Annotated in this window: 20 protein-coding genes; 6 read left to right on the plus strand and 14 right to left on the minus strand. The window is 38.5% G+C overall.

Annotation, left to right across the window (positions count from 1 at the left end; all coding sequences use genetic code 11):
• The first annotated feature begins 131 nt into the window (after positions 1 to 131).
• Positions 132 to 968 (plus strand): late competence protein ComER, encoded by an 837-nt coding sequence (comER, locus tag JOD45_RS09970; protein ID WP_205003739.1) that lies wholly within the window; start codon positions 132 to 134, stop codon positions 966 to 968.
• 42 nt (positions 969 to 1,010) lie between these two features.
• On the opposite strand, the gene JOD45_RS09975 is transcribed toward comER, so the two are convergent.
• Genes JOD45_RS09975 through JOD45_RS10010 form a run of 8 tightly spaced genes read right to left on the minus strand, consistent with a single transcriptional unit; the run spans position 1,011 to position 6,037 of the window.
• A complete protein-coding gene (locus tag JOD45_RS09975) occupies positions 1,011 to 1,802 on the minus strand; it encodes a class I SAM-dependent DNA methyltransferase (protein ID WP_338056073.1) in 792 nt (263 codons plus the stop codon).
• Positions 1,765 to 2,118: a ribosome silencing factor gene (gene rsfS / locus JOD45_RS09980; RefSeq protein WP_205003741.1), complete on the minus strand. Its 354-nt coding sequence runs from the start codon at positions 2,116 to 2,118 to the stop codon at positions 1,765 to 1,767. The genes JOD45_RS09975 and rsfS overlap by 38 nt, the downstream gene beginning before the upstream one ends.
• Positions 2,115 to 2,696, minus strand: a complete 582-nt coding sequence (gene yqeK, locus JOD45_RS09985) for a bis(5'-nucleosyl)-tetraphosphatase (symmetrical) YqeK (protein ID WP_205003742.1) — start codon at positions 2,694 to 2,696, stop codon at positions 2,115 to 2,117. Before yqeK ends, rsfS begins: the two co-directional genes overlap by 4 nt.
• Positions 2,686 to 3,258, minus strand: a complete 573-nt coding sequence (locus JOD45_RS09990; protein ID WP_205003743.1) for a nicotinate-nucleotide adenylyltransferase — start codon at positions 3,256 to 3,258, stop codon at positions 2,686 to 2,688. The genes yqeK and JOD45_RS09990 overlap by 11 nt, the downstream gene beginning before the upstream one ends.
• A 10-nt stretch (positions 3,259 to 3,268) precedes the next feature.
• Entirely contained in the window at positions 3,269 to 3,565 is a 297-nt protein-coding gene (gene yhbY, locus JOD45_RS09995) for a ribosome assembly RNA-binding protein YhbY (RefSeq protein WP_205003744.1), read from the minus strand.
• 1 nt (position 3,566) lies between these two features.
• On the minus strand, positions 3,567 to 4,406 hold the full coding sequence (gene aroE / locus JOD45_RS10000) for a shikimate dehydrogenase (RefSeq protein WP_205003745.1): 840 nt from the start codon (positions 4,404 to 4,406) through the stop codon (positions 3,567 to 3,569).
• A gap of 6 nt (positions 4,407 to 4,412) precedes the next feature.
• The gene (gene yqeH, locus JOD45_RS10005) at positions 4,413 to 5,519 is read right to left on the minus strand and encodes a ribosome biogenesis GTPase YqeH (RefSeq protein WP_205003746.1); all 1,107 of its coding nucleotides are present in this window, start codon (positions 5,517 to 5,519) and stop codon (positions 4,413 to 4,415) included.
• A 2-nt stretch (positions 5,520 to 5,521) separates the two neighbouring features.
• Positions 5,522 to 6,037 (minus strand): YqeG family HAD IIIA-type phosphatase, encoded by a 516-nt coding sequence (locus tag JOD45_RS10010; RefSeq protein WP_205003747.1) that lies wholly within the window; start codon positions 6,035 to 6,037, stop codon positions 5,522 to 5,524.
• A 504-nt stretch (positions 6,038 to 6,541) separates the two neighbouring features.
• Between JOD45_RS10010 and sda the strand changes: the two genes are divergently transcribed.
• The 3 genes from sda to JOD45_RS10025 all read left to right on the plus strand — a co-directional run bounded on the left by sda (position 6,542) and on the right by JOD45_RS10025 (position 8,644).
• Positions 6,542 to 6,682, plus strand: a complete 141-nt coding sequence (sda, locus tag JOD45_RS10015; RefSeq protein ID WP_205003748.1) for a sporulation histidine kinase inhibitor Sda — start codon at positions 6,542 to 6,544, stop codon at positions 6,680 to 6,682.
• 124 nt (positions 6,683 to 6,806) lie between these two features.
• Positions 6,807 to 7,277: a hypothetical protein gene (locus tag JOD45_RS10020; protein ID WP_205003749.1), complete on the plus strand. Its 471-nt coding sequence runs from the start codon at positions 6,807 to 6,809 to the stop codon at positions 7,275 to 7,277.
• A 59-nt stretch (positions 7,278 to 7,336) separates the two neighbouring features.
• Positions 7,337 to 8,644: an ArsB/NhaD family transporter gene (locus JOD45_RS10025; protein ID WP_205003750.1), complete on the plus strand. Its 1,308-nt coding sequence runs from the start codon at positions 7,337 to 7,339 to the stop codon at positions 8,642 to 8,644.
• Between the two features lie 71 nt (positions 8,645 to 8,715).
• On the opposite strand, the gene JOD45_RS10030 is transcribed toward JOD45_RS10025, so the two are convergent.
• The 4 genes from JOD45_RS10030 to JOD45_RS10040 all read right to left on the minus strand — a co-directional run bounded on the left by JOD45_RS10030 (position 8,716) and on the right by JOD45_RS10040 (position 11,069).
• Positions 8,716 to 8,817: a YjcZ family sporulation protein gene (locus tag JOD45_RS10030; RefSeq protein WP_205003751.1), complete on the minus strand. Its 102-nt coding sequence runs from the start codon at positions 8,815 to 8,817 to the stop codon at positions 8,716 to 8,718.
• A 598-nt stretch (positions 8,818 to 9,415) separates the two neighbouring features.
• Positions 9,416 to 9,547, minus strand: a complete 132-nt coding sequence (locus tag JOD45_RS16765; protein WP_275583950.1) for a hypothetical protein — start codon at positions 9,545 to 9,547, stop codon at positions 9,416 to 9,418.
• A 269-nt stretch (positions 9,548 to 9,816) separates the two neighbouring features.
• Complete coding sequence (sigK, locus tag JOD45_RS10035) at positions 9,817 to 10,533, minus strand: RNA polymerase sporulation sigma factor SigK (RefSeq protein ID WP_205003752.1); 717 nt, start codon at positions 10,531 to 10,533, stop codon at positions 9,817 to 9,819.
• A gap of 101 nt (positions 10,534 to 10,634) precedes the next feature.
• The gene (locus JOD45_RS10040) at positions 10,635 to 11,069 is read right to left on the minus strand and encodes an RrF2 family transcriptional regulator (protein ID WP_205003753.1); all 435 of its coding nucleotides are present in this window, start codon (positions 11,067 to 11,069) and stop codon (positions 10,635 to 10,637) included.
• 254 nt (positions 11,070 to 11,323) lie between these two features.
• On the opposite strand from JOD45_RS10040, the gene hmpA reads away from it, so the two are divergent.
• The gene (gene hmpA, locus JOD45_RS10045) at positions 11,324 to 12,556 is read left to right on the plus strand and encodes an NO-inducible flavohemoprotein (protein WP_205003754.1); all 1,233 of its coding nucleotides are present in this window, start codon (positions 11,324 to 11,326) and stop codon (positions 12,554 to 12,556) included.
• Positions 12,557 to 12,807: 251 nt separating this feature from the next.
• Positions 12,808 to 13,368, plus strand: a complete 561-nt coding sequence (locus JOD45_RS10050; protein WP_205003755.1) for an NAD(P)/FAD-dependent oxidoreductase — start codon at positions 12,808 to 12,810, stop codon at positions 13,366 to 13,368.
• Positions 13,369 to 13,421: 53 nt separating this feature from the next.
• On the opposite strand, the gene JOD45_RS10055 is transcribed toward JOD45_RS10050, so the two are convergent.
• Positions 13,422 to 13,571: a YrzI family small protein gene (locus tag JOD45_RS10055; protein WP_205003756.1), complete on the minus strand. Its 150-nt coding sequence runs from the start codon at positions 13,569 to 13,571 to the stop codon at positions 13,422 to 13,424.
• A gap of 392 nt (positions 13,572 to 13,963) precedes the next feature.
• Entirely contained in the window at positions 13,964 to 14,752 is a 789-nt protein-coding gene (locus JOD45_RS10060) for an SDR family oxidoreductase (RefSeq protein WP_205003757.1), read from the minus strand.
• Positions 14,753 to 14,856: the final 104 nt, after the last annotated feature.

Below are 14,856 nucleotides of genomic sequence, written 5' to 3' on the forward strand. Positions count from 1 at the left end.
ACTCACCTCTTGGAATTTTATAATCAAATAAAGGGACACCTCTTATGCAGGGAAGCGGCTCGCGGCTATGAATAACTGCCTTAAGCTTCGCATACAGTGTAGAGGAAAAGCCGCGCGGGAGGGGGGAAAATATGAAACTAGGCATTATCGGCACCGGTAATATGGGCACTATTTTAATACAATCTCTCATTGAAGGAGCTGCTGTTTCACCCGAAGATTTATTGATAACAAATCGAACAATTGAAAAAGCTTTTAAGCTCAAAGCGGAATATCCGGAGGTTCATATTGTTCGAACAGCCGTTGAAGTCACCAAAAATACCGATATTATTTTTGTCTGCATTAAGCCTTTAGATATATATCCATTACTTGAAGATCTGAAAGATGAATTGTCACCGGATCAATGTCTTGTATCAATTACGAGTCCCGTTACAGTCGAACAAATTGAGTCTGTCGTTCCTTGCCATGTGATAAGAGTGATTCCGAGCATTGTTAATCGATCATTATCGGGATCAACATTAGTGACTTTTGGGAAAAGGTGCGGGGAACAAAAGAAAAAACAATTGCTTGATATTCTTAAAAAATTTTCAACACCGGTTTGTATTGAAGAAAATGTCACGAGGGTAGCTTCAGATATTTGCAGCTGCGGACCGGCGTTTTTCAGTTATTTGCTTGAACGTTTTATCCAAGGGGCTGTTCAAGAAACGGAAATCTCGAGAGAACAAGCAACACAACTGACAAGTGATATGATTATTGGTCTAGGGAAGTTATTGGAGAAAAATATTTATACTTTATCGGGACTAAAAGAAAAAGTGACTGTCAAAGGCGGTGTAACAGGGGTTGGATTGAATGTGCTTGAAAGCGGGATCGGGGAGGTTTTCGAACACCTCTTTCAAAAAACGCAGGAGAAATTCAAAGAAGATCATCTCTATGTGGATAAACAGTTTGGCATCATTAAAGACGGGAAATGATCCCGCCTTTAATGATTTCTCTCTTTAAGATAAAAAACCCTTTTATTTTTTTACACTAAAAAAAATTCTTTCTGAGTCCGGCTGAGGTTTTCGATGAGTGAAGTCAGCGGTAATATCAAGAATATCAAAACCTGAATCCTTTAATGCTTGGCTATATTCATCAACGGAAAAGCTCCGCTCATAGTGTGTTTCGTCAAAACGTTCGTATAATCCTGAAGGTTTTCTCTGAAAAAAAGTTAGTTCATGGAAAACACTGTGAGGCTCTTCACCTGGATAACATCCCCAAATATAGGATATTTCTTCTTCAGCCAAAGAGAATTGCTGGTTTTGAAAAATATTGTTTATCTTATGTAAAGAATGGACATCAAACAAAAATAAACCTTCATCATTTAAATGGTCAAAAACATTTTTGAACGTTGATTTTACTTCATCCATGTTCTTAAGATAATTTAATGAATCACAGCAAACAATAACCATATCGAATTTATCAGATAAACAAAAATCCCGCATATCTTGTTGATAAAGCTGAATGCAGCAATCGTTTCGGATGATTTTCTCTTGCGCAATACTAAGCATATCCTCTGATAAATCAAGGCCGGTTACATCGTATCCTTCCTTTGTCAGCAGCAAACTAATTTCTCCAGTGCCGCATCCAAGTTCAAGCACCTTACGCCCTGGGCAATGATATTTTTCAGCTGTTTGCTTAATCCAGTTAACCCATTTTCCGTAAGGTGCTTCACTCATAAGCTGATCATATATTAGCGCAAAATGTTCATAAGCCATCTTGATCACCCAGTTAAGACGGTTTACTTTCAAGTGTAAGTCTCGGTGCATCTCCCCAAAGCTTTTCGAGTTTATAATATTCTCTTTCATCTTTATGGAAAATGTGGACAATAATATCACCTAAATCGACAAGCACCCATCTCGCTTCATCAAAGCCTTCCACTCTTTTAACGTCGATTTGCTGTTCTTCCGCTTTATCTTTAAGATCCCTAGCAATGGCTTGAACTTGTTTTTCTGAATTGCCGTGGCAAATCACAAAGTAATCGGCCATAACCGATATGCCCTGCATATTTAAAATAACGATATCATGCCCTTTTTTATCATCTATAACGTCTGCAAGAAAATATGCCAATTTTTCGTTGTTCATGATTTAAGATTCCTCCCTGCTTGATTGATCAAATCATTATATGCACTGATCGTATCCGGGTAAATTTGCTGATGACGGGAAGCCAAAAAAATAATTGTATTTTCCAAAGCCTTAGCCACAGCTGTATCAAGATCAATCTCTGCAAGCCTTCGGACCTCTTCGACACCTGGAAATCTTCTTCCCGGTTCAATGTAATCCGCCAAAAAAACAATTTTCTCAAGAAGTGTCATGCCTTTTCTTCCGGTTGTATGGTAGAAAATCGCATTTAAAATGTCGTTGTCATTAATGTCGTATTTTTCTTTGACATAAGCGGCCCCAACCGGCGCATGCCATAAGGATACATGGTATTCCAATAAATCATCAGGTATGTCCGGAACCTTTTTAATCATCGCTGCCATATCGTTTTTATTAAAGTATTTTGCAATATCATGAAGCATAGCCGCAAGCTCTGCCTTTTCAACATTGCCATGATACTTTTCAGCCAAATATTTTGCTGATTGAACAACACCAAGGGTATGCTCGTATCTTTTTCGAGGTAAAATGTGTTCAACTTCACGCATGGCCTCTTCAATCTTCATATAAACCCTTCTCCTCAATATATTCTTTTACACTTTCACATAAAAAATAACGAACTGAACGATGTTGATTTATCCTTTTTCTTATCATACTGGATGATATATCAATTTGCGGCATGTCAACCGGAATGATAGTCACTTCTTCCGGCTGTTTGAAAGTATAACCCGGCCGCTTAAAGCCAATAAAAGAAGTTAGTTTGGCAAGTTCATCAATTTTGTACCAATTCGGCAAATCATTAACCATATCCGCACCAAGAATAAAATAAAATTCGTCTTCAGGATACCTGCGTTTAAGCTCGTATAATGTATCGTAAGTATAGGAGCGGCCCTTCCGCTTGATTTCAATTAATGACAGTTTAAACAAGGGATTCCCTTTAATCGCACGGTCGACCATCGCAATCCTATGATCCGAGTCAGTCACTAATCTGTCTTTATGCGGCGGTATATAACTTGGCAGGAACCATACTTCATCAAGATGACAAGCTTCCCGTGCTTCTTCAGCAATGACTAAATGCCCAAGATGCGGAGGATCGAACGTTCCGCCGATTAATCCAATTTTTCTCATGGCCATACTCCTATGCCTTGGGTAATTCAATCTGCTTGTTTTCTTTAGATTCTTTATACAAAATAATTGTATGACCGATAATTTGAACGAGTTCAGCCCCGGTTTCTTCGGCTAATTGAACCCCCGCATCATGAACATCTTCTAAAGTATTTTGCAGCAAATTTATTTTTATTAATTCCCTAGCCTCAAGCGCGCTGGCAATTTCATTCGTCATTTTATGATGAATCCCTGATTTGCCAATCTGAAATATCGGCTTAAGATGATGAGCTTTCTTTTGCAAAAATCTTTTTTGTTTATTTGTAAGCATGCTAATCCTCCAATTTCCTTTCCAAAAACATTTGCATACCCTTTGTATCCGGCATAAAGCCAAACCAATGGTTAAATGCAAGCGCCCCTTGATAAATTAACATAGGCAGCCCGTTTAATACAGTGTGTCCTTCTGCTTCGGCTTGCCTTAACCACGCTGTTTTTAGCGGACGATAAATCAGGTCGACAAAGACTTGGCGCCGTTCGCTCGGCATTATGGCTATCGGTGTTTGATCTGTATGAGGCGCCATGCCCAGTGACGTGCCGTTAATGATCAAATCATAATCCGGCAGGCGGCCTTTTGCTTCTTCTAAGCTGAGCGCTCGGGTTTTTGTCAAAGGCTCACATTCGGAACTTAACCGTTTGGCTTTGTCGATTGTCCTATTGCTAATATCTAATTGCTTTAACTCTGCGTGTTTGGCAAGCGTTAAGCCAACCGCCCTGGCGGCACCCCCGGCACCGATGATCAGTACTTTAGGATTTTGTTTTAAGATTTCTGGAACTTCCTTTTCTAAACTTAATAGGAACCCCAAACCATCTGTATTATAGCCGTATAGCTCTCCGCCCCTGTTAACAACGGTGTTAACAGCACCTAACATCTTCGCTTCCTCGTCAATGTGATCTAACAGCGGCATGATGTTAATCTTGTGGGGAATAGTGACATTAAATCCTTTAATGCCAATGGCCTTTAACCCTTTAACAGCATCAGCAAGATCATCAGCGGATACCTTAAAAGCATGATAATGGCAGGCCATATGATTGTTTTTATACCAGAATTGGTGCATAGCCGGGGACAGGCTGTGTCCTATTGGATCCCCAATAACAGCATATAATTCACTCATAACTCCTCACCCTTTAATAATCGACGGACGAATTAACACACCAATGCCTTCTGGTGCATAGGCTTGGATTTTGGCTCCTGTTCCTTTCACAGTAACCCATCCAAGTCCAGAAAAGACAATATCCATATCGTTTTCCTTGACTGTAAAATCGTAGCGGCGAAGCTCCGGCAAACCCTTTGGATCGCTTGGTGGAGACAGAAGCTTCCCATATTGACTTTCAAATAATTGATCGGCGTTTTCGGATTTAGTCCGGTGTATATACATTTCGTTAGATACATAACAAACAACTGACCGCCGTCCGCCTGATATATAATCAAATCTTGCCAGCCCGCCTAAAAATAATGTCTGCTCCTCATTTAATTGAAACACTTTTGGTTTAATTTCTTTTTTAGGGAAAACCTTTTTATAGTCATCGGGACTGATAAAATGCGCCGCTTGATGCTGATTGACAACCCCAGGCGTATCATAAAGCGTTTGATCTTCGTTAAGCGGAATATCAATAAAATTCAAAGTCGTGCCCGGAAACTGCGAAGTCGTAATTGTAATGCCTTCATCATCGCCAAAATGCTTAATCAACTGATTAATAAAAGTCGATTTTCCAACATTTGTGCTGCCGACAATATAGACATCTCTGCCATCGCTGTACCGTTCAATGGCATTTGCCACCTCAGAAATCCCGATGGATTTTTCAGCACTCATTAATAACACGTCAATGGGTCTTAATCCGAGTTCTTTTGCTGAGTGGCGCATCCAATTTTTTAATTTATTTTGATTTGTTGATTTAGGCAAGAGATCTACTTTATTCCCGACTAACAAAATATCATTCTGGCCAACGAAACGCTGAAGTCCCGGAACCCAGCTTCCATTAAAATCAAATATATCAACAATTTTTACGACTAAGGCATCTGTTTGTCCGATTTGAGACAAAAGTTTTAGAAAGTCATCATCTGATAATGAAACATCCGGTATCTCATTGTAATGCTTTAAGCGAAAACAACGTTGACATATGATAACATCCCTGTTGAGCGCCGATTTTGGAACATAGCCTAAAGCTTGCTTATCTTCCGTTTGAACAGGCACCCCGCACCCTGCGCATGTGTATGTCTCTTTCATTTCTAATCCTCCCAATCGATCAATCCCCTTTTTCTCATAGATGAAAGGATGCGCCGTTCCATTTTACGGTTGAAGCGAGTCATCCATCCATCTGACATTGACACAGGAACAACTAAAATCGTATGAACGCCTAAGCGGTTTCCGCCCAATACATCTGTTAATAACTGATCACCGATAACAACCACGTCATCGGGCTGTAATCCCATATCTTTAATAGCCCGCTTAAATGCTCGGACTAACGGTTTTTTCGCACTGTAAATAAAAGGGATTTTTATCGGATCTGAAAACGCTTTGACCCTGACTTCCTTATTATTAGAAACAATCGTTACCTTAATCCCTGCCTGCTTCATCAATTCGAGCCATTCAATTAACTCCGGGGTGGCTTTAGGATTATCCCAAGCCACTAATGTATTGTCAAGGTCAGTGATAATACCTTTTATTCCTTTGCTTTTTAAATCGTCAGGTTTGATTTCATAAATACTTTTCACATGTTCGTCAGGCAAAAAATGCTTTAACAATCAATACACCTCAAATCTGTGGCATTTTCAAGTCACACGTATATTTTACCAATGATGCGTTTATTCACAACCATTTTCACTCTTTCAAGCTGCACAAGCTTTCATTTTATCATAACATGTTTTATTTCATTAAAGATGATATTCATATCATTAGTGTATTCTTTTTTCTATATAAAAAAATGTCTATTTTTATGAGACCATTACCCTGGAAAAAAAGCAGCCGATTATATGAACATAAAAGAAAATAAGTCCAAAAACATTTCGACAATTTCTGACATTCTTCTAAAATGTGGATAACTTTATTAACATATCCATAATTGTTGTTATTACTTTTTTATTGGTTATGAACAAGCTGCCCACAACTTATCCACTAAAAGCTGTGGATATCAGAACGGTTGTTCTCAATTTTATTTCATGATAACATTTATTCAAGTGAAATGTCATTATTTTATAATTGATGCTGCGTAAGAGTAAAGGGAGGTGTCAGCCTGTTCGGCTAATAGAATGGAAAAGTTGTCCGATGATCTCCTTATTGAGTCTTATTTTAAAGCAAAAGAATTAGAATTAAGCAAAGAGTTTATTGATTTAATTGAAGAAGAAATTCACCGGCGATCCTTAGACGGAATGGTCAATCAATATAATTAAAGCATGTTCAAATACAACACAGGCATTTTTTATAGGACGAGCTGCATCAGTTCGTCTTTTTCTTTTGTTTTATGGAAAAAATATTGTAGAATTAAGTTGAATCATTTAAAATGGAGGGCTGGTTGTGAAAAACGTCATCATACATAAAATACAAAAATATGTTATTACTGAAGATCAATTAAGAGGAGAATGGAAAAAGTCAACAAAGCGCTCTGATATTGATGACTTGGAAGATGAACAACTCATGCTTTTAGCCAAGAAGATATTTCTTTCCGCTTCACACAGCGAGCTTGAAGAGCTTTCCATTGATTCGACGTGGAGAACAGCATTGGATGCTTCTGGAGAACTGATAGCTGAAGATGATTCCGACCCGGTCATGCATATTGAACTCATTGATACTTCAAAGAATGACTCATCATCTCTTAGTGAAGTTTTCATTGATCGCATGCAGCGTGTCCATTGCAAAAAATGCGGATTTTCCTTTTACATAGATGATTTAAAGGCGGATTTGGACAAGTTGTCATGTCCTAATGATGGCGGACCTGTGGAATCAGGAGAAATAACCATAAAATCAGTCAACCAGGATAAAAAATAAGATGCGCTTTGCTGCCCAATTTCACGTTTAACGTATAAACAAGGAGATGAACAACCTTTATGCAGGTAACTGTCGCCGTTATCATTTTTCTATTAATATATGCGATTATTATTACAGAAAAAGTAAACCGGGCCGTTATTGCCCTTCTTGGTGCGGCTGTGATGATTATTTTCGGAATTGTTGATCTTCACACAGCCTTTACTAAGCACATTGAATGGGATACAATAACGCTGCTTATCGGAATGATGATACTTGTAGGAATAACAAATAAAACAGGCGTCTTTCAGTACGTTGCAGTTAAAGCCGCAAAAGCTGTTAAAGGCGAACCGGTCAAAATATTGATTGCTCTTTCCATACTAACTGCTGTCGGCTCCGCATTTTTGGACAATGTCACCACTGTTCTGTTAGTTGTACCAGTCACTTTCTCTATTACCAGGATTTTAGGCGTTAAACCGTTTCCTTTCTTAATATCGGAAGTTTTATTTTCCAATATTGGCGGAACAGCGACGCTTATCGGCGACCCGCCTAATATTATGATAGGGTCGGCAAATAAGCATCTAACCTTTAATGTCTTTTTGCTTAATCTTGCGCCGGTTATTTTGATTATCGCTGCGGTTACACTTATTATTTTGTATTTTATATACCGAAAGCAATTAAATGTTTCAAATGAGAAAAAGCAGCAGCTGTTAAATCTGAATGAAAATGACTTTATCAAAGACCGCAAGCTTATGATTAAAGCATGTGTGATCTTACTTCTGACCGTCGTCGGATTTATTCTCCATTCCTTTATAAATAGCCTTGAGCCCGCTACCGTAGCTATGACAGGGGCCAGTCTGCTATTGCTTATTGGTGTAAAGGAAAATCATATTGATGAAGCCTTTCAATCTGTCGAATGGGTGACTATTTTCTTTTTTGGCGGCTTATTTGTATTAGTCGGCGGACTCGTAGATGTTGGCGTTGTTAAATATTTATCCTCCAAAGCACTTGATCTTACAAACGGCAACCTCACTCTTACGGCGTTGTTAATTCTTTGGATTTCCGGTATTGCTTCAGGAACAATCGATAACATTCCTTATGTGGCTACCCTTATTCCACTTATACAAGATATGGCTAAAGGGATGGGCTTTTCTGTTCATTCGCCGGAAATCAATGCTCTCTGGTGGGCATTGTCACTCGGGGCTTGCCTGGGCGGTAATATGACCTTAATCGGCGCTTCAGCCAATGTTGTTGTTGCCGGCATCGCCGACAAAGAAGGCCATGGCTTTTCTTACATGGATTTCTTAAAAATAGGAGCACCCCTTACATTCATTGCATTAATCATTTCAACCATTTATATTTACTTTAGATACTTGCTGCCAATATCATAACTCAAACCCTGCCCATTCGGCAGGGTTTTTTGCAGGTTATTTAGATTAAGCAATAAGCTGAATCTATTTTATTAATAAACGTATGCAGCACCAACAATAATTAACAAGATGAACAAGACAACGATTAACGCAAAGCCTGCGCCTAATCCGTAACCGCCAGCTCCGTAGCTCATTCTCTCATCTCCTTTTCCGTTAGTATCAGTTACATGATTAATATATGATACCGTTGAAAACTTGTTAGGGCGAATGCGGAAGTCCTTTGCTTTATCTTCATTTTGGGCATAAATAAACACCCCTGGATAATAAAGAAAATCTGTATCAGCATCAATCTATAAGGTGCAAGCTGTCAGCAGTTTGAAAGCTTCGGCGATTAAAAAGTTTCATTAAGGCTCTTTTTTCGATTCTTAAAACATAGCTTCTCGATATATTTTCATCGGGTTCATTATTTGCGGCTATTAAGACCGAATCCGTCAATAAAAACTCCTTTTTCTCTATCATTGATAATATGCAAGTATTCGTATATATCTTTTTACCTATCATTGGGAATGTACAAGTATTCGTATATCTTCTTTTCTTCATATTTAAAGTAATTTCATCAATAACGTCTTTGTTTTATGACTTGAGGAACATCTATCAATGAAATTTTTGCTGCCCTTCACCTGTTATCTGTTTTAATGATTTAACTTAAAAAACTAGTGAAAGGAAAAAGCTCTATCCCCTATCAAGTCTTTAATCAAAAAATCTCTTGTTTTTCGTAATATGAAGTATAAATTAACCATTATTTCTTGCGATGAGAAGATATGCCTTAAGGTGATCATCAGAGTGTTCCTCCTTCATCATATATTTCTCCTCCGCTTTTTGAGCTTGTTTGACTAATTCTTCTTCCTCATGCTTAAATTTCAAATCAACGCCTCCGATAATAATTATAAAAACTTAAATAATAATACCGATAGTTATCCATAGCTTCTTTTTACTCTTCATTTATTCAACATCTTTTATTGACATTAAGTTAATTTTGCCATTTACTTTTGGTTTACCTGTTTCCTTATCAAAAAAGTAATAGGTCATCGTCATAAAAAATGACTCCTATTCAATATAGGAATCATCTTCTGGCTGCTTAATCTCTTTTTTGTGTCCTTGACATAGGCGTCAGCTTAAATCATGCACTCTTTTTATCTAGATTTATTCTTATGGGGCTGTCTGTAAAACTCATTAAAAAGTTTCATTAAGGCTCTTTTTTCGATTCTTGAAACATAGCTTCTTGATATATTTAATTTTTTAGCTATTTCCCTTTGGGTTAATTCTTTGCGGTTATCAAGGCCAAATCTGGCAATGACAACTTCTTTTTCTCTATCATCGAGAATATGCAAGTATTCGTATACTTTCTTTTTCTCCATATTCAAAGTGATTTCATCAATAACGTCTTTGTTTTTTGACTTAAGAACATCTATCAATGAAATTTCATTGCCCTCTTTGTCCTGACCAATAGGATCATTCAAAGAAACATCTTTTCTAGTCTTTTTCAATCCTCGTAAATGCATGAGTATTTCATTCTCAATACACCTGGCCGCGTATGTGGCAAGTTTGGTCCCTTTACCCGGTGAGTAGCTTTCAATGGCTTTAATCAGCCCAATGGTTCCGATCGAAATAAGATCTTCACTGTCCTCTTTTGTATTCTCGAATTTTTTTACAATATGGGCAACTAAACGGAGGTTGTGTTCGATAAGGCGATTGCGGGCTTCCTGGTTTCCCTGGGCCATAAGCTCAAGGCATTTTCGTTCTTCATCTTCCGGAAGCGGCTGCGGAAAAGCATTATTCTTAACATATGATACAAAAATCCAAAATTCTTTAAATAAGTATGCTGCGCTCCCCACCAACAATGACAGCATTTTTCCACCTCCATTAGACTCACACCTATTTTTATTGTTATGTGAGCTAATGTTTTTTCGTGTCTGTCCGGTGGAAATTCTGCATTAGGGTAAGCTCTGTTTTAAAAATTAAAAGCTTTTTTGAGTTCGTGCTTATTTTCAATAATATCCGCTAAAGTATACTTATCAAGAACAGCTAAATATGCCTCTGTTGCTTCTTGCAAAATACTTTTCGCGCGGCAAACGGGGCTGATAATACAGGCGCTTTTTTCCGGATCAAAGCATTCAACCATATAAAAATCGTCTTCTGTGTGCCGAACAACCCAGCCTAAATTAATCTCCTCCGGCGATTTAGCTAAACGGATGCCGCCGCCCCTTCCCCTTAACGTATCGACCAACCCTAATTGTCCCAGCTGATGAACGACTTTCATTAAATGGTTTTTCGATATTTTATAGGCATCAGCTATGTCTTTAATGCTGACTAGTTTATCCTTTGGCTGTGCTGCAAGCGAGATAAGAACACGAATCGAATAATCTGTGTAGCTTGTCAGTCTCATATATTTCCCTCGCTTTTAATGATAGCTTTAAGCCATTATAACCGATTTCTAAACCAATGACTATTACGATATTATCCAAAACGTACGGTAAAAGTATCGTTGAAGAACCTTTTTAAATAATCTCTTGCTTCCCTTTAATTCGAGAGTCTTCTTTGTGCCATTATTTATGTGTCAACGTTCTGTCACAAAAGATGTATTTAAAATACATCTTTAAGGATTATAATGGAATTGCAAAGAACAAGGGGGAATATAAAATGGATCAAAAAACCATTGATATCATCAAAGCAACCGTACCCGTTTTAGAAGAAAAAGGAAATGAAATAACAAAAGCTTTTTATAAACATCTGTTTAGCGAACATCCTGAACTTAATCATGTATTTAATCAAACCCATCAAAAAGAAGGAAAACAGCCAAGAGCATTGGCGAAACTGGTTTATCAAGCAGCGGCTCACATTGATCGGTTAGAAGAACTGTTGCCGGCTGTTAAAGTGGTTGCCCATAAACACCGCAGTATTGGCATCAAACCCGAGCAATATCCTATCGTCGGCGAACATTTGCTTTGGGCCATCAAACATGTACTTGGCGATCAAGCCACAGACGAGATTATGAAAGCATGGGAAACGGCTTACGGAGTCATCGCCGACGCCTTTATACAGTTAGAAAATGAATTGCGCGAAGACGTTAAAGAAAACAACGGCTGGAATGATTATATGCCGTTTATCATTGACAAAAAGGTTAAAGAAAGCGATGTGATTACATCCTTTTATTTAAAACCAGCTAACGGCCAGGCGCTTCCTGAATATCTTCCAGGCCAGTACATCAGTCTCAAGCTCAATATTCCTGGTGAGGCATACACACATATCCGCCAGTACAGCTTATCTGATGCACCTGGAAAAAACTATTTCCGAATTAGTGTTAAACGTGAGGATGAAAAGGCCATGTACCCTGAAGGCGTCGTCAGCCATTATTTGCATGAATCAATGAAAGAAGGCGACCGAATGTTTGTCAGTGCGCCGGCCGGAGATTTCACCCTCGATATGTCATCTTATCAACCTTTAGTGTTCATAAGCGGCGGCGTCGGTCAAACACCATTAATGAGCATGTTGAAAACTGTTATTGAAAAACAGCCTGAACGCCCTATCACATGGATACACGCCGCAAAAAACGGCAACTGCCATGCGTTCAAAGAAGAGGTTAAAAAAGCGGCAAAAAAACATAAAAATCTTAAAACATTTATTTGTTATAATGACCCTTCAAGCGATGACTTAGAAAAGAAAGATATTAAAAAAGTTGGTTACATTGATGAACAATGGCTGTCGGAAATCATTGAATATAGACATGCTTCATATTATTTCTGCGGGCCTAAACCATTCATGGCAGCCATTTATAAAATCTTAAAGCAATGGGAAATTAATGATACGGACATCCATTATGAATTTTTCGGCCCTCAAGATGAACTGCTTGAAGAGCAAGCTATAACAGTATAATTATTATCGAAAAAAGTTGCCTGGGGTTTCCTTGGCAACTTTTAAGTTTGGACTTTTGTGATATTGGGTATTAAGTAAAGCAAATGAATTTGAAAGCGGCAGATGTCCTCGGATCTTCAGAAAAAATTAAAGAGGGAAAATAATGCTTACAAAGTTGAAGAATTGCCATTATACATTCCAGCTATGATATGATTATATTGAATATTTTTTATTAATAAAAAACTACATATTAAAAAAAGGAGAGATAGGCTATGTATGATGTGGTTATCATTGGTGGAGGCCCTGCAGGTCAAAGCGCAGCGTTATTCACAAGCAAAGGCCAATTAAAGACATTGCTATTGGATAATGAGAAGGGATTAACCCAACGAGCTTTAATCCGGAATCATTATGGCGCCGATGATGTCCCCGGCGGTGAACTTGTTGCGGTTGGACGCAAGCAGGCAGAGAAATTTGGAACTGAATTTAATAAAGCGAATGTTACGAACGTTATAAAAAAAGACGAAGGTTTTACCATTGAAACTGAAGAAGGGGATACCTATGAAGGTAAGCAAATTATTTTAGCAACCGGCGCCAATTCAAAACTTGCTGAAACAATCGGTTTAAATACTAAACCGAGCAGCGAGCCTTACGTTAAACATGTTGTTGATGTTGATGCCGCCGGCCGTACCAATATTGAAGGCATTTGGGCAGCCGGTACAGCTGCCGGAGTCAGTGTCCATACCATTATTACAAGCGGGGACGGCGCGAAAGTTGCTGTTAACTTATTAAGCGACCTTAAAGGTGAACGTTATGTCGATCATGATGCACTGTAATTAATGATTAACCCTCTTGGTTTAATTGCCAAGAGGGTTTATGATGCCATTATTTATATATAGCGGATATATTCCAGCCTTTTATTTAAAAGTTCTTCATTAATTTTTTTAATTCTTTTTTGATCTTCATATTCCTGATCAGTCATTCTTTTTCTTTTGATGCTCATAGTAAGCGTAATAGTAAAGAGGTTGATCTTTAGCATAAGCTTCCCTCCCCTCTTCTAAAAATAAGGTTTCATAAAAATCCCGTATTCTCCTCAAACCAAGCCGTCATATTTAGTAAAAATGCAGGCATAATTCTTCAACTCCTTTTTTACTAACAAACGATTCGTCCTTTTTTAATCAAAAGGAAAAAGGCATAAAAAGACCGCAGGCAGCTCGACCCGCGGCACGGTTATCTCCTAAAGAAATAGGATGCGATTATCGAAAAGTCCGTCTTAAGCTTAAGGCCGAGCATACATATTTATATTCAGTTACCGTTAATTCATATTGTCTCATCATTAACATTATGCTCAACCTCCTTTTTTATTGATAATGTCATTATATACGGATTCTTTAGAATTGTAAATAAAAAATCTTTTTTCCATCTTCACCTTTAAATGCTTGTAATCGAACCGCCGTCAACCAAAATTGAACTGCCTGTCATATAGGTGCATGCACCAGAAACGAGAAATGCAACCACTTTTGCTAATTCATCAGGTTGACCATATCGGCCTAAAGGTATGCTGGCTTCCGCTTGTTGTCTTACTTCTTCAAATGATTGCCCAGTTTGTTCAGCCCGCGCCCTATCGAGGTATTCAACGCGGTCAGTGTCAATCCTCCCCGGCGCAACTGTATGGATTAAAATGTTTTTAGGCGCAAGCTCTTCTGCTAATGTTTTCGTCAATCCGACGATCCCGAGCCGAAAGGTATTAGACAAAACAAGGTTAGGTATCGGCTGCTTAATGGATGAGGAAGCGATATTAATGATACGTCCGCCTCCTCTTTTTTCCATGACAGGGATGGCTTGACGTATTAAGCGAACATAGCTTAAAAGATTAAGTGTAAAAGCATGGTGCCAATCTTCATCACTCGTGTCAAGAAAACTGCCGCTTGGCGGACCGCCGGCATTATTGACAAGAATATCAAAACCGCCAAATTGATCAACTGCTTTTTGAACCGCTGAATTTATATCTTCCGTCCTAGTGACATCAGCTTTTATGTAAGCGGCTTCTCCTGCCCCAATCGCTGATAGCTCCCTAGAAACCTTTTTCAGCTTTTCTTCATCACGGCTCGCGATCATGACATTCACGCCTTCCCGAACAAGCTGTTCAGCAATCGCTCTGCCTAATCCTTGACTTGAAGCCATAACGAGCGCATTTTTCCCTTTTAATTCTAGATCCATGACCCTTACCTCCTGTACGATGGCATTTTAACCCTTTTATATTTCGATGCTTATGTTATCATATCCTTTAACCGAGTACGTCCGCCCAAACAACACAGCATTGA

The organism is Scopulibacillus daqui (assembly GCF_016908855.1).
Lineage (GTDB): Bacteria > Bacillota > Bacilli > Bacillales > Sporolactobacillaceae > Scopulibacillus_A > Scopulibacillus_A daqui.

Bases quoted from the DNA above. Each gene is read 5' to 3' on its own strand.
- comER (WP_205003739.1), top strand. From the start codon at position 132: ATGAAACTAGGCATTATCGGCACCGGTAATATGGGCACTATTTTAATA.
- JOD45_RS09975 (WP_338056073.1), bottom strand. From the start codon at position 1,802: ATGCACCGAGACTTACACTTGAAAGTAAACCGTCTTAACTGGGTGATC.
- rsfS (WP_205003741.1), bottom strand. From the start codon at position 2,118: ATGAACAACGAAAAATTGGCATATTTTCTTGCAGACGTTATAGATGAT.
- yqeK (WP_205003742.1), bottom strand. From the start codon at position 2,696: ATGAAGATTGAAGAGGCCATGCGTGAAGTTGAACACATTTTACCTCGA.
- JOD45_RS09990 (WP_205003743.1), bottom strand. From the start codon at position 3,258: ATGAGAAAAATTGGATTAATCGGCGGAACGTTCGATCCTCCGCATCTT.
- yhbY (WP_205003744.1), bottom strand. From the start codon at position 3,565: ATGCTTACAAATAAACAAAAAAGATTTTTGCAAAAGAAAGCTCATCAT.
- aroE (WP_205003745.1), bottom strand. From the start codon at position 4,406: ATGAGTGAATTATATGCTGTTATTGGGGATCCAATAGGACACAGCCTG.
- yqeH (WP_205003746.1), bottom strand. From the start codon at position 5,519: ATGAAAGAGACATACACATGCGCAGGGTGCGGGGTGCCTGTTCAAACG.
- sda (WP_205003748.1), top strand. From the start codon at position 6,542: ATGGAAAAGTTGTCCGATGATCTCCTTATTGAGTCTTATTTTAAAGCA.
- JOD45_RS10025 (WP_205003750.1), top strand. From the start codon at position 7,337: ATGCAGGTAACTGTCGCCGTTATCATTTTTCTATTAATATATGCGATT.
- JOD45_RS10030 (WP_205003751.1), bottom strand. From the start codon at position 8,817: ATGAGCTACGGAGCTGGCGGTTACGGATTAGGCGCAGGCTTTGCGTTA.
- sigK (WP_205003752.1), bottom strand. From the start codon at position 10,533: ATGCTGTCATTGTTGGTGGGGAGCGCAGCATACTTATTTAAAGAATTT.
- JOD45_RS10040 (WP_205003753.1), bottom strand. From the start codon at position 11,069: ATGAGACTGACAAGCTACACAGATTATTCGATTCGTGTTCTTATCTCG.
- hmpA (WP_205003754.1), top strand. From the start codon at position 11,324: ATGGATCAAAAAACCATTGATATCATCAAAGCAACCGTACCCGTTTTA.
- JOD45_RS10050 (WP_205003755.1), top strand. From the start codon at position 12,808: ATGTATGATGTGGTTATCATTGGTGGAGGCCCTGCAGGTCAAAGCGCA.
- JOD45_RS10055 (WP_205003756.1), bottom strand. From the start codon at position 13,571: ATGCTAAAGATCAACCTCTTTACTATTACGCTTACTATGAGCATCAAA.
- JOD45_RS10060 (WP_205003757.1), bottom strand. From the start codon at position 14,752: ATGGATCTAGAATTAAAAGGGAAAAATGCGCTCGTTATGGCTTCAAGT.